At 67.2% G+C, this 12,270-nt stretch carries 14 protein-coding genes; 3 read left to right on the forward strand and 11 right to left on the reverse strand.

Going from position 1 to position 12,270, the window contains the following annotated elements; genetic code table 11:
• Window positions 1–71: 71 nt before the first annotated feature.
• From HNO51_RS01550 to HNO51_RS01590, 9 genes are all read right to left on the reverse strand, one after another.
• Window positions 72–1,187, reverse strand: coding sequence for an SMP-30/gluconolactonase/LRE family protein (locus HNO51_RS01550; RefSeq protein WP_197450888.1), 1,116 nt, complete (start codon window positions 1,185–1,187; stop codon window positions 72–74).
• Between the two features lie 206 nt (window positions 1,188–1,393).
• Window positions 1,394–2,473, reverse strand: coding sequence for a metal ABC transporter substrate-binding protein (locus tag HNO51_RS01555; protein ID WP_197449311.1), 1,080 nt, complete (start codon window positions 2,471–2,473; stop codon window positions 1,394–1,396).
• A 35-nt stretch (window positions 2,474–2,508) separates the two neighbouring features.
• A complete protein-coding gene (locus HNO51_RS01560) occupies window positions 2,509–3,399 on the reverse strand; it encodes a metal ABC transporter permease (RefSeq protein ID WP_197449312.1) in 891 nt (296 codons plus the stop codon).
• Window positions 3,393–4,130, reverse strand: coding sequence for a metal ABC transporter ATP-binding protein (locus HNO51_RS01565; RefSeq protein ID WP_197449313.1), 738 nt, complete (start codon window positions 4,128–4,130; stop codon window positions 3,393–3,395). Before HNO51_RS01565 ends, HNO51_RS01560 begins: the two co-directional genes overlap by 7 nt.
• A complete protein-coding gene (locus HNO51_RS01570; protein WP_162832591.1) occupies window positions 4,130–4,279 on the reverse strand; it encodes a hypothetical protein in 150 nt (49 codons plus the stop codon). The genes HNO51_RS01565 and HNO51_RS01570 overlap by 1 nt, the downstream gene beginning before the upstream one ends.
• A 141-nt stretch (window positions 4,280–4,420) precedes the next feature.
• Window positions 4,421–5,320 (reverse strand): metal ABC transporter permease, encoded by a 900-nt coding sequence (locus HNO51_RS01575; RefSeq protein ID WP_209538311.1) that lies wholly within the window; start codon window positions 5,318–5,320, stop codon window positions 4,421–4,423.
• A gap of 97 nt (window positions 5,321–5,417) precedes the next feature.
• A complete protein-coding gene (locus HNO51_RS01580; RefSeq protein ID WP_197450889.1) occupies window positions 5,418–6,041 on the reverse strand; it encodes a hypothetical protein in 624 nt (207 codons plus the stop codon).
• A 148-nt stretch (window positions 6,042–6,189) separates the two neighbouring features.
• Entirely contained in the window at window positions 6,190–7,026 is an 837-nt protein-coding gene (locus HNO51_RS01585) for a class I SAM-dependent methyltransferase (protein ID WP_209538312.1), read from the reverse strand.
• 165 nt (window positions 7,027–7,191) lie between these two features.
• Window positions 7,192–8,724: a winged helix-turn-helix domain-containing protein gene (locus tag HNO51_RS01590; protein WP_197449316.1), complete on the reverse strand. Its 1,533-nt coding sequence runs from the start codon at window positions 8,722–8,724 to the stop codon at window positions 7,192–7,194.
• 116 nt (window positions 8,725–8,840) lie between these two features.
• Here HNO51_RS01590 and HNO51_RS01595 point away from each other — a divergent pair, with 116 nt between their 5' ends.
• Window positions 8,841–9,317 (forward strand): TspO/MBR family protein, encoded by a 477-nt coding sequence (locus HNO51_RS01595; protein WP_197449317.1) that lies wholly within the window; start codon window positions 8,841–8,843, stop codon window positions 9,315–9,317.
• Between the two features lie 80 nt (window positions 9,318–9,397).
• The gene (locus HNO51_RS01600; RefSeq protein WP_209538313.1) at window positions 9,398–9,994 is read left to right on the forward strand and encodes a malonic semialdehyde reductase; all 597 of its coding nucleotides are present in this window, start codon (window positions 9,398–9,400) and stop codon (window positions 9,992–9,994) included.
• Between the two features lie 27 nt (window positions 9,995–10,021).
• Here HNO51_RS01600 and HNO51_RS01605 read toward each other — a convergent pair whose 3' ends face one another.
• Window positions 10,022–11,026 (reverse strand): aldo/keto reductase, encoded by a 1,005-nt coding sequence (locus HNO51_RS01605; protein WP_209538314.1) that lies wholly within the window; start codon window positions 11,024–11,026, stop codon window positions 10,022–10,024.
• 33 nt (window positions 11,027–11,059) lie between these two features.
• Window positions 11,060–11,482 (reverse strand): DUF6746 family protein, encoded by a 423-nt coding sequence (locus HNO51_RS01610; protein WP_209538315.1) that lies wholly within the window; start codon window positions 11,480–11,482, stop codon window positions 11,060–11,062.
• A 158-nt stretch (window positions 11,483–11,640) separates the two neighbouring features.
• Between HNO51_RS01610 and HNO51_RS01615 the strand changes: the two genes are divergently transcribed.
• The gene (locus HNO51_RS01615; protein ID WP_209538316.1) at window positions 11,641–12,231 is read left to right on the forward strand and encodes a DUF4202 domain-containing protein; all 591 of its coding nucleotides are present in this window, start codon (window positions 11,641–11,643) and stop codon (window positions 12,229–12,231) included.
• The last annotated feature ends 39 nt before the right edge of the window (window positions 12,232–12,270 follow it).

Here is a 12,270-nt window from a genome sequence, read left to right on the forward strand (position 1 = left end):
GCAAGAGAAAGCGCTCAAGCAGCGGAGGGGGCTCCCTCCGCTGGTGGCGCTGCTGCGATGGCAGGGCTGGGCTAGGTGTTGCCAGCCCAGACCGCCATGCCCTGGGTTTCGACGTAGACGGCATAGAGCGACTGGCTGGCGGTCATGAACAGGCGGTTGCGCCTGCGACCGCCGAAGCAGACGTTGGCGCAGGGCTCCGGCAGATGAATCTTGCCGATCAGGGTGCCGTCGTCGGCGTAGACATGCACGCCGTCGTGGTCCTCGGCATCGAACAGCCCGCCGAAGACGGCGCCACACCAGAGGTTGCCGTCCATGTCCGCGGCCATGCCGTCGATGAAACCCGGGCCGACCTCGGCGAACTGACGTTCGTTGGCCAGGCGGGTGCCGTCGTCGACGACGTCCCACACCAGGATCTGGTGGGGATGGTCCGGCGTGTGGGTGCCCCCGGTATCGGAGACGTAGAGGCGGGAGTAGTCGGGCGAGAAGGCGATGCCGTTGGGCTTGGCGACCTCGGCCATCTTGTCCAGCTGGCCGCTGTCGGGATCGATGCGATAGACGGCCTCGGGCAGTTCGAAGTCGGCGACATGGCCTTCATAGTGCATCAGGATGCCGTAGCCCGGGTCGGTGAACCAGATGCCGCCGTCGGGATGGACGATGATATCGTTGGGGGCATTGAGGGGCTTGCCATCGAACTCCTCGGCCAGCACGGTGATGCTGCCGTCATGCTCGGTGCGGGTCACCCGGCGCGTGTCGTGCTCGCAGGATAGCAGCCGTCCTTCTCTGTCCCGGGTATTGCCGTTGGTGAAGTTGGATGGCTCACGGAAGACGCTCACCTCGCCGGTGTCCTCGAGCCAACGCATGTGGCGATTGTTAGGAATATCGCTCCAGACGAGATAGCCGCCATCGCCGAAGTAGACCGGCCCCTCCGCCCAGCGAAATCCCGTGGCGAGGCGCTCGACCGCGGCGTTGGCCAGGCGATAGGCGGCGAAGCGATCGTCGAGGACCTCGATGGCAGGGTCGGGATAGGAGACGAGCGAGCCATCCCAGGGCCGTTCCCGAGCGAGCAGCTCCCCGGGCTTGAGCACCGCCGTTGCGCTGGCGGCCGCCGCCGCCCCGAGAAAACGGCGCCGGGACAGGCGGGCGAAAGGGGGCATGTCCACGGGCTCGGGCTGAGTGTCGTCATGCATGCTTCATACTCCCTCTGTGTTGTTCTGTCAGGGGGCGAGCCCGCCCGGGGCGAAGGCCGGGGCGGGGCGCGGGAGATGGATTGCGATGAGCGGCTATCCAGCATAGTCGCGCTGCGTGGTGTTTGCGCATCCAGGCCGTCGCCGAGCGGACAACGAAAAAGGCGCCCCCTTGCGGGTAGCGCCTTCTGGCTGCTTGCGGAACGCCGTTAGTGGTCGTGGCCGTGGTCGTCGTGGCCATGGTCGTCGTCGCCTTCCCGGTCGTCATGACCCGCCTTGGCCAGGGCATCGTGCAGCACCTGGGCGTTGTGGCGCATCATGCCAAGATAGGTGCTGGCCTCGCCTTCGCTGGCCAGGGCATCGGCGTAGAGCGTACCGGCGATGGGCAGGCCAGTCTCCTCGGCGAGCTGGTTGATCACCGCCGGGCTGGTCATGTTCTCGTGGAACAGGGCGCGCACGTTCTGCTCGCGAATCACGTCGATCAGCCGGGCCATGTCGGCGGCGCTGGGCTCGGCTTCGGTGGAGAGCCCCACCGGCGAGAGGAAGCGTATGCCGTAGGCGCTGGCGAAGTAGCCGAAGGAGTCGTGGCCGGTGATCACGCTGGTGGAGCCCGGTACTTCTCCGAGAAGCTCGCGGATCTCGGCGTCGGTGGCTTCCAGCTCGTTGATGTAGCGCTCGGCGTTCTCGCGATAGGCGGCTTCGTTGTCCGGATCGGCCTCGATCAGGCCATCGCGGATGTTGCCGACATAGACCTTGCCCATGGCCAGGTCTTGCCAGCCGTGCGGGTCGTCGTCGCCGTGGTCGTCGTGGCCAGCCGCCGTTTCCTGGCCGTGCGCGTCGTGGTCGTCATGCCCATGCTCGTCGTGGTCACCATGCCCGTGATCGTCGTGGTCATCCTCATGGTCGTCGTGCCCGTGGGCGTGGGCATGGTCGTGGCCCTGGTAGTCGAGTTTGACGATGCCGTCGCTGGCCGTGACCAGCGCTCCCGCGTAGTCGCTGGAGTCGATCAACCGCTCCATCCAGCCTTCGAACCGCAGGCCATTGAAGACCACCAGCCCGGCCTCGGCCAGCGAGCGCGCATCGCGGGGGCTGGGCGAGAACACGTGGGTGTCGCTGTCGGGGCCGACCAGCGAGGTGACCTCCACGTGTTCGCCGCCTACGTTCTGCACCATGTCGGCCAGAATGCTGAAGCTGGTGACGACCTGAACGCGCTCGGCGGCCATGGCGGCGGGCAGTGCCAGCATGGCCGAAGCGCCCAGCATCAGGGCGGCGGATGTCGGGTATCGCATGGAAAGTCTCCTCGGGGTAGGTGTTTCATGTCGCTTCAGTGCGGTTCTGGCGAGCCGAGCGGTACGGCATGACGCTGGAGCTTCGCCCTCAGGCTGTGATGGCGGCCGAGCAGGGCGGAGAGCACGTAGCCCACGCCCGCCAGCAGGATGATGGCCGGACCCGATGGAACGCTGAGGTGGTAGGAGAGCAGCAGGCCGCCGAGGCTGGCGAAAACGGCCAGCAGGATGGCGATGGTGATCAGCCCCTCCAGGCGCTTGCTCCAGAAGCGCGCCGTGGTGGCCGGCAGCATCATCAGGCCCACGGCCATCAGGGTGCCCAGGGTCTGGAAGCCGGCGGTGAGGTTGAGCACCACCAGGCCGAGGAAGACGCCGTGCACCAGGCTTCCCTGCATACCCTGGCCGCGCAGGAACAGTGGATCGAGGCACTCCACCACCAGGGCGCGAAAGATCAGCGCCAGGGTAATCACAATGACGCTGCTGATCGCCGCGATCAGCACCAGCGCGGTGGTATTCACCGCCAGGATCGAGCCGAACAGCACATGCGTCAGGTCAACGCTACTGCCGCCCAATGAGACGAGCATCACGCCCGCCGCCAGCGAGATCAGGAAGAAGCTGGCCATGGCCGAGTCCTCGCGATGGCCGGTCATCTGCGACACGCTGCCGGCCAGCACCGCGATCAGCAGCCCCGACAGCACGCCGCCCAGGCTCATGACCGGCAGCGAGAAGCCTGCCAGCAGGAAGCCCAGCGCCACGCCGGGCAGGATGGCATGGGCCATGGCATCGCCGATCAGGCTCATGCCACGTAGCATCAGGAACACGCCCATGGGCGGTGCGGCCAGCGACAGGGCCAGGCCGGCCACTGCGGCGCGGCGCATGAAGCCGTAGTCGAAGGGGGCGATCAACCACTCGTGAAGCAGCGCTAGCATGCCCCCACCCCTGGCGTTCCCAAGGCAAGCCGTGCCGAAGCGAGGTGGGCAGGCTGGCTGTGCAGCACCTCCTGGGCCGTGGTCCAGCGCGCATGGCCGTGGTGAAGCACCACCACCTCCTCGGCCAGGCGGGCCAACTGCTCCATGTCGTGCAGCACTACGATGATGGTGACGCCTTCAGCCGCCATGTCGCGCAGCACCGTCATGAGCACCTCGACGGTTTCCGCATCGACGTTGGCGAAGGGCTCGTCGAGCAGCAGCAGCTCGGCTTCCTGCATCAGGGTGCGACCGATCAGCGCGCGCTGGCGCTGGCCGCCGGAAAGCTCGCCCAGCGGGCGGTGGGCCAGGTGCGAGATGCCCAGGCGCGCCATCACTTCACGGCCGCGGCGATAGTGACGGGCACAGTAGCCGGTGAGCGCGCCGTGGCTCGGCCAGCTGCCGGTCATCACCAGCTCTTCCACGCTCATAGGGAAGGTGAGGTCGAGCGCCAACTGCTGGGGCAGCCAGGCGCGCCGCTCCCTGGGCACCGAGCAGACCACCTTGCCCGCCACGGGGCGCAGCATGCCCATGATGCCCTGGATCAGGGTGCTCTTGCCGGCGCCGTTGGCACCGACCAGGGCGGTGATCGCGCCGTCGCGGAAGCGGCCGCTCACGTGCTCGAGGACGGTGCGGTTGGCCTGGGCCAGCTGCAGGTCATGCAGCTCCAGGCGTGACGGGGACGTCTCGGCCATCAGCCCCACCATCCTGCCGCCCAGGAGACGGCGAGCCAGAGCACGCCCAGCGGCGCGGCGGCCAGCAGCAGGCGGCGCGTGGCGGAAAGCGACATCAACGAAAAATGGCACGGCCCCTCGGGGCGATGCCGATGCGTGCGGTGTGCCATGCGTGGCCCTCGCAAAAACCAAGTAAGATATAACATAACAAGACGGCCGGCAAAGTGGCAGTCTTCATTACGACAGGTGGCGCCGGAAATCGGCCATTCCAAGGGAGGCAGTATCCAGAATTTGGCGCGGAAGGGAACCGCTCAGCGCAGCTGACCGGCATGCCGGGACCCTATGCCGCGCTTCGGTCTGCTGGCGTTCGCCCTCAGCCCCCGGTAGGGGCCCAGCACGAGCGACATGCCATACCCCAGCCCCGCCAACAGGATAATCGATGGGCCGGAAGGCAGGCCAGCGTGATAGGACACCAGCAGTCCCGCCATGCTGGAAGCCAGGGCGATGCCGATCGCGATGGCGATCATGCCCTCGAGGCGCTGGCTCCAGTAGCGTGCCGCCGCGGCAGGTAGCAGCATGAGCCCGGCTGCCATCAGGGTTCCCAGCGTCTGAAATCCCATTACCAGACCGATCACGACCAGCACCATGAACAGCGCGTGCGTCCAGCCGGCGTGGCGACCCTGAAGTGTCAGGAACAGCGGATCGAGGCACTCGACCACCAGCGCGCGAAAGGAGATGGCCAGGCCGACCAGGAGCGTGCTGCTGCCAAGCGCCACCAGCCCCAGCGTGCGGTCATCCACCGCCAATATGCTGCCGAACAGCACGTGGCCGAGATCCAGGGCGCTGCCCGAATGGCTGACGATGGTCACTCCGCCGGCCATGGCGATCAAGAACAGGCTGGCCATGGCGGCATCCTCCCTGAGGCCGCTGAACTGCGTTACGCCACCGGCAAGCGCCACGGTGACCAGGCCCGCCAGTACGCCGCCGAACATCATCAGTGGGAGGGAAAAGCCGGCCAGCATGAAGGCGATGGCCACGCCCGGCATGATGGCATGCGAGAGCGCCTCGCCCATCAGGCCCATGCCGCGCAGCGTCAGCAGCACGCCGAGAATCGGTGCCGTAAGGGAAAGCGCAAGGCAGGCCACCAGGGCGCGGCGCATGAAGACGTAGTCGAAAGGTGACGTGAGCCACCAGTGCAGAGTATCGAGCATGGGAAGCTTTGGGTCGATGTTTACTATGTTATATCATAACATTTAGGCGAGGCAAAATGACCACCCTGCGAGTGGCCAGAAGGGTTCTCCGCTCGTTTCAGTAGCGCAGCGCGACTCCCAGCTGATTGGGCGTCACCAGCAGCGCGTACTCGCCCTCCAGGTGCACGTCGCCCAGCGAGGCCCGAACCGGCTTGAAGCGATTGATGGCCACCGAGGCCTGACGTGGCTGGGTCTGCAGCTGCAGCTCGCTGACCAGCATGCCGGTGGCGAAGTTGATCGCCCCGTCGCGGCCGCGGCCGTCGCCCACGCCGATCAACAGCCCCGACGCGGCGTTTATCGCCAGCGACCCCAGCCGTGCCTCCAGGCTGCGGCGTTGGCGCTCCTCCTCGGCCACCGCCTGCAGCAGCCGGCGGGCGCTCTCGATGTCGCCGTCGCCCTCGCGCAGCTCGCGGTAGGCGGCCGGGTGCGGCTGGCGATCCATCAGCGTGCCGGCCAGCGCCAGGGCCGACTTCACCACGCCCACTCGCGCATCGTAGCGATCGTCGCGGTCGTCCGCCTCGCTGGCCTGGTAGCCGTTGAACGCCAGCGACGAGGCATAGACCCCGGCCCAGCCGTACTGCCATACGTTGGCCTGGCGTTCGCCGCGCGCCAGGGCGTCCTCGTAGGCCTGGTATTCGCGCTCGGCGGATTGCGCCAGGGTCAACGGCGAGACGAGGAGCATCAGGACAGCGCATGCGAACGGCAGGAGGGGAGGACGGGGCATAAGGGCGTTCCTTGTCGGGTCATGGGCGTGGTCGCTGTCATTACAGCACAAGACGAACGCCGGGAGCGCCAAAATGGCGCTCCCGGCAAGGGGGAGGTACGCCCGACTAGCGCGTGATGACGATCTCCAGGTACTCCGAGGGCACCACCATGGTGCCGTCGGTGGCGCGGTTGTGGGCTTCGATCAGCGTAAGGATCTCGCCCCGCAGCGCCTGGCCGGCCTCGTCATCCAGCGCTTCGAACGCCTTCAGCGTCGGCCCGTAGTAGGTGCTGAACACGTCCAGCCAGTGCTGGGGCGACTGGTAGCGGAAGGTGAAGTGCTGCGGCTGGGCCTCGATCGCCTGGACATGCGGACCGAAATGCGTGTCGAGGAATTCCCGCGTGCCCCACACCGCCGGAGAGCTGACGCCCGCGGGCGGCGCCACGTAGCGACCGACGGTCTTGAACAGCTGGCCGATGAAGCCCGCCGGGGTCCAGTTGGCCAGCCCGATCTTGCCGCCGGGCCGGCATACGCGGCACAGCTCGGCGGCGGCTTGGGCCTGGTTGGGCGTGAACATCACCCCGTAGGTGGAGATCACGTTGTCGAAGGTGGCGTCGCCGAACGGCAGGTTTTCGGCGTCCGCCGTCTGGTAGTCGATCGCCAGCCCCTCCGCTTCGGCACGCCTGGCGGACTTGGCCAGCAGCGCCTCGACGTAGTCGGTGGAGACGACCTTGCAGAATCGCCGGGCCGCGGCCAGCGAGGCGTTGCCGTTGCCGCCGGCCACATCGAGCACGGACTGGCCGGCATGCAGGTCCATGGCTTCGCAGAGCCGTTCGCCGACGATCTGCAGGGTGACGCCGATGCGGGCATAGTCACCGGCGCCCCAAACCGCTTGTTGCTTGGTCTTGATCGCCGCGTAGTCGGGGCCGGCCACTTGCGGCTCGAGCGAGGGAGAGAGTGTCATGGTTGAACTCCTTGGGTGGGTTGTGGTGGTTCTGCCGTCGATCGCTTCCTGAGGGCCACCAAACGGCAAGCTCAGCCTATGCGGTACCGCTTGGGCCGGCTTGCGGGCCGCATGGGGATTGGCGGGGGATTGCGTGATGAAACGGGGGGCAAGAGCGTGGCGGGGCTACAGTGCCAGCAAGCGCGTGCCATGTTTCTGCCCGACCAGGGCCGCCACCTGCTCGGCGGTCAGGTCGGGCTTGATGCGGTAGGCATCGTCCAGCGCCCGGCGCGCCAGGTCCTGCCGACCGTCGAGTCGGTGAATGGCGGCCAGCACGATGCGGGGCATGTAGCTGCGGTCGTCCCGTTGGCAGGCCAGTTCCGCCTGCTCGCGGGCAGCGCTGCGATCGCCAAGCAGCAGGTAGGCCAAGGCGAGGACCGCGCCCCAGATCGACAAGCGGCTGTCGAGCGGGCTGATGCGAATGCCATGGCGCAGGTGAACCACCGCGTCGTCCGGGCGATTGCCGGCCAGATACGCCGAGCCCAGCGCCGCCCACGCCTGGGCGTTGGCCGGGTTGAGCTCCAGCGCCTTGCGCAGGATCGGCACGCCGCGCTCGGGATAGCCGATATCGGCCAGCGCGCAGCCGGCATAACCGAGTACGGTCGAGTCCATGCTGTCGAGCTGCAGCGCGCACTCGGCGGCTTCGAGCGCTTCCGCCCAGGCCTGCTCGTGATCGCTCATCAGGTCGAAGCGATGCCCCAGGCCTCGTACCAGCGAGAGATGGGCCGCCGCCAGGGCGAACTCCGGTTCCAGCCGCCAGCTGCGCCGTAGCAGATCCGCCGCTGCCGCGAAGGACTCATGGTGCCAGCCCTGCAGCGCCAGGATGCCGCTGGCCTCGAGATAGAGCTGGCGGGCGCTGCGCTCGCCGTCGAGGCTGCGCACCGTGCGGTAGATGGCACGGTGCAGCTGCGGTTCCAGCTTGGCGATGATCCGGGGCACGCCGGCTTCGAGGGCCTCGCTCACCGGGCCGTCCAGCGTGAAGGTCTCGGCCCACAGCCGAAAGCCGGCCCGTGCATCGGCCAGGTGCACGGTGACGCGCAAGCGCGCCGCGCCCGCGTCGGGCCACGCCTGCACGCTGCCCTCCAGCACGTAATCGACTCCCAGCGCCTCGTGGATCTCGCGTGCCGCCGGCGTCAGCGTCCGCTCGCTATAGTGCCCGCCGCGGGCGCTCAGGCGCAGCAGCGGTATTCGCGTGAGAACGGAGCTCAGCTCGCCGGTCAGCGCCTCGGTGAAGCGCACAAGCTCCGGCGTATCCGTCAGCGCGCGCAGCGGCAGGATGAGCAGCGAGGGATCGTCGTCGCTGGGGGCCGGTGTCACCGCAGTCGCGAGTGGCTCCGGTGCGGCCGCGTCGGTTTCGGTGACCTTCGCGGTGAAGCGAAAACCGCGGCCGCGTACCGTCCGGATATAGGCCTGGGTATCCCCGCTATCGTCCAGGGCACGGCGCGCCTGCTTGATGCAGGAAGCGACCGTGGCATCCGAGACGATTCGCCCCGCCCAGACGGCCTCGATCAGCTCGTCGCGACTGAAGACCCGATCCGGATGGTGGGCGAAATGCACGAGCAGGTCGAACACCATCGGTTCCACGCGACGCAGCTCACCGTGTCGGCGCAGTTCGTAGTGCGCGGTATCGAGATCGAAATCGTCAAACCGGAGAGTCATGGCGTTACGCCGTCCCGAGCGTTCCCTGGGTATCGTTACTCTGGTTTAGAGTATGGTGCAGGGGGGGCGCAATCGCCTCGCTCCCGAGCGATACCCAGCCGCAAAGGAGACGCAACATGACCGTCGCTCCCCGTCGCTCGCTGGCGATCCTGTTCGGCTGGCTACTGCTGGTGGCCCTTGCCGCATCGACAGGTGTCTTGACGCCGCCCGGCGCCTGGTACGCCGAGCTACAAAAGCCCCCTCTCACGCCGCCCGACTGGCTGTTCCCGGTGGCCTGGACGGTGCTCTACCTGATGATGGCCGTGGCCGCCTGGCGGGTCACGCTGCGGGTGCCGGCCGGTGAGCGCCTTGCGGTACTGTGGCCGTTCGTCACCCAGCTCGCCGCCAACGGGCTCTGGTCAATCCTGTTCTTCGGCCTGCACTGGATCGTCGTCGCCCTGGCCGACCTGCTGTTGCTGTGGTGCCTCATCCTGCTCTCGATCATCCGCTTTGCCCGCGTTTCGCCACTCGCCGCCTGGCTGCTTACGCCCTACCTGGTCTGGGTAAGCTTTGCGGGTTACCTCAATGCGGGCATCGGTTGGCTGAACGGATAACGCGCGATAACAAGCCGGCAGTGACCGGCCGGTAACGAACGCGTAAAGTAAAATGAGCCTACCGCGATTTGGAGAGCTTCATGCCTCGTCAGCCGCTCGACGACACCGCACTCGACACCGTCTTCCGCGAAGCGCACACCCACTACGGCTTCAAGCCGGCGCCTATCGACGAGGCCACCCTGCGCGAACTCTACGACCTGCTCAAGTGGGGCCCCACCTCCATGAACTGCCAGCCGGCGCGCTATGTCTTCGTGATGAGCGAAGAGGGCAAGTCGCGCCTGCTGCCGGCGCTCTCCGAAGGCAACCGCGACAAGGCCCACGAAGCCCCGGCCACCGTGATCGTTGCCGTCGACACCCGCTTCTACGAATTCATGCCGCGCGTATTCCCCAGCTCACCCAACGCCCGCGAGCGCTTCGCCGAAAACCCCGACAAGGCCAGCGACACTGCCTGGCGCAACGGCACCCTGCAGGGCGCCTACCTTATCGTGGCCGCCCGCATGCTGGGGCTCGACGTCGGCCCCATGAGCGGCTTCGACAAAGCCATGGTCGACGAGGAGTTCTTCCCCGACGGCCGCTACAAGAGCAACTTTCTGGTCAACCTCGGCGTGGGCGACCCGGAAAGCCTGCGGCCGCGGGGGGAGAGGCTGGCGTTCGAGGAAGTCGCGGAGGTGGTTTGAGCTATGCCGTTTCTGGTCAGGCTCAATTCACTTTTGCCCAAACTCCTCCGTATCGATCTCTTTCTGCAGCGCTTCGCTGTAGCGGGCGCCGGCCACCTGGTCCGGTGTCAGCAGTGCGTTCAACCGCGCGATGGTGTCGGCATCCAGGCGCAGGTCTTCCGCGGCGAGGTTTTCGCGCATATGCGCGATGGAGCGGGTGCCGGGGATGGGGAGCACGTCGTTGCCCTGGGCCTTGAGCCAGGCGAGGGCGAGTTGGCCGGTGGCAACTCCCCGCTCGCGGGCGATGGCCTGGAGCTTTTCCAGCTGACGCAGGTTTTGCGGCAGGTTCTCGGCGCTGAAGCGCGGCATGCCGCGGCGCACGTCGTTCTCGGTGAGCTGGGTGGCGTCGGTCACGGCGCCGGCCAGGAAGCCGCGCCCCAGCGGGCTAAAGGCGACCAGCGCGGTGTCGGCTTCGCGGCAGGCGTCGAGCAGGGCGATCTCGGGGTTGCGGGTCCACAGCGAGTATTCGGACTGCACCGCGGCGATGGGGTGTTCGGTTCTGGCGCGGCGCAGGGTCGCGGCGGAGATCTCGGAGAGCCCGATGGCGCCTATCTTGCCTTCTTCCACCAGCCGCCCCAGGGCGCCGACGCTCTCCTCGATGGGTACGTTGCGGTCCAGGCGGTGCAGGTAGTAGAGGTCGAGGTGGTCGGTTTGCAGCCGTGTGAGGCTCGCCTCGCACTGGCGGCGGATCGTCTCGGGTCGCCCGTCGATGACCTTCCTGCCGAGTTCGGGGTCCATGGCCATGCCGCACTTGCTGGCCAGCAGGATCCGATCGCGCTTGCCGGCAAGCGCCTTGCCCACTACCCGCTCGTTGGCCGTGGCGCCGTAGAGGGTGGCGGTGTCGAAATGGCGGTAGCCCATCTCGAAGGCTTCCTCGAGGGCGCGCAGGGCTTCGGGCTCGGGCACTGGGTTGCCGTAGCCGTGTGAGAGGTTCATGCAGCCCAGGCCGATGGTGGGCGAGGCCACTTCCTTGAGGCGTGAGAAGAGGGACATGCAGGCTCCGCGTCAGGGGGTTGGGTGTTTATTTTACTGCATTAGCGTCCTGACCCGATCCAGGTACTCCCTGCCGCTTTCGCGGATGCCCTCCTGGCCCTGGCTGTCGGCGCTTGCGCGAACTTCCCGTACCCGCTCACGCATGGTGCCGACCTCTTCTTCGACCTTCGCCAGGGCGTTCTCGATGTCTTCGGTGAGCTGCTGGAGGATGGCGAGGTCGCCGTCGGTCAGCGTTTCCTTGGCCATCAGTACGTCGAGCAGGTCGTTGCGCAGCTCAAGGGCGTCCACGGCCTGCTTGAGGGTCTCGATGGGCTGGCCCTGGGTCTGTTCGAGCTCTTGCCGGAGTTCCGCTTCGACCCGATCGTCGGCGGGGTCGACGCCGGTGTCTTGCGCTCCGGCATGGGGAATGCCGAGCGTGAGCAGGGCGAAAACGGGCAGCAGAACGCTACGTGGCATGGCGACATCTCTCCGCGCGGTCGATAGGTGTTCTCTTAAGTTAGTTGGAATTCAGTTAGTTACAAGTTGTCTGCCTGGGCTTGGCAAAAGAGTTTAATTGTCGGCGCCATGCCCGGATGCGGTATGCTGTGGCGATAATGACTTGCACGGACTTTCCTATGCCAGATCAAACGCCGTTTCAGCGCGCCATCGCCGAACTCGATGCTCTGCATGCCGAAGACCCCCGTCGGGTGGAAGTCGAGGGCCAGTCCCTGCCCCTGGAGCTATGGCACGCGGGGCGAATGAGCGCCTGGCTGGCGCAGGTGGTGGAGGCCCCGAGCGAGCTGGTGCAGCTTGCGGTGCGCTCGCAGCATCTGCAGCGCTGGGAGGTGCCGCGCAGCGAATACCCGGAGGGGCGCGTGGGCTATCTCACCTGGCGCCGCGACCAGGGCAAGCGGGCCGGCGAGACCACGGCGCGGGTGATGGAGGCGGCCGGCTACTCGGCGCAGGACGCCGCCGAGGTCTCGCGCATGATTCGCAAGCAGGGCCTGGGCCGCGACCCGGGCACCCAGGCGGTAGAGGACTGTGCCTGCCTGGTGTTCCTCGAAAACTACTTCGCCGACTTCTCCAAGCAGGTGGAGCACGAGCACCTGGTGCGCATCGTGCAGATGACCTGGAAGAAGATGTCGCCGCGCGCCCGGGAACTGGCACTGGCCCTGCCGATGAGCGCCGAGGCGCGGGCCGTGGTGGAGGAGGCGCTGGCGGGCTAGGGAGTGCTCCGGCCGGCGCCTGCCCACCGGAGCCGATGA

The sequence above is a fragment of the Billgrantia sulfidoxydans genome, from assembly GCF_017868775.1.
Classification (GTDB): domain Bacteria; phylum Pseudomonadota; class Gammaproteobacteria; order Pseudomonadales; family Halomonadaceae; genus Halomonas; species Halomonas sulfidoxydans.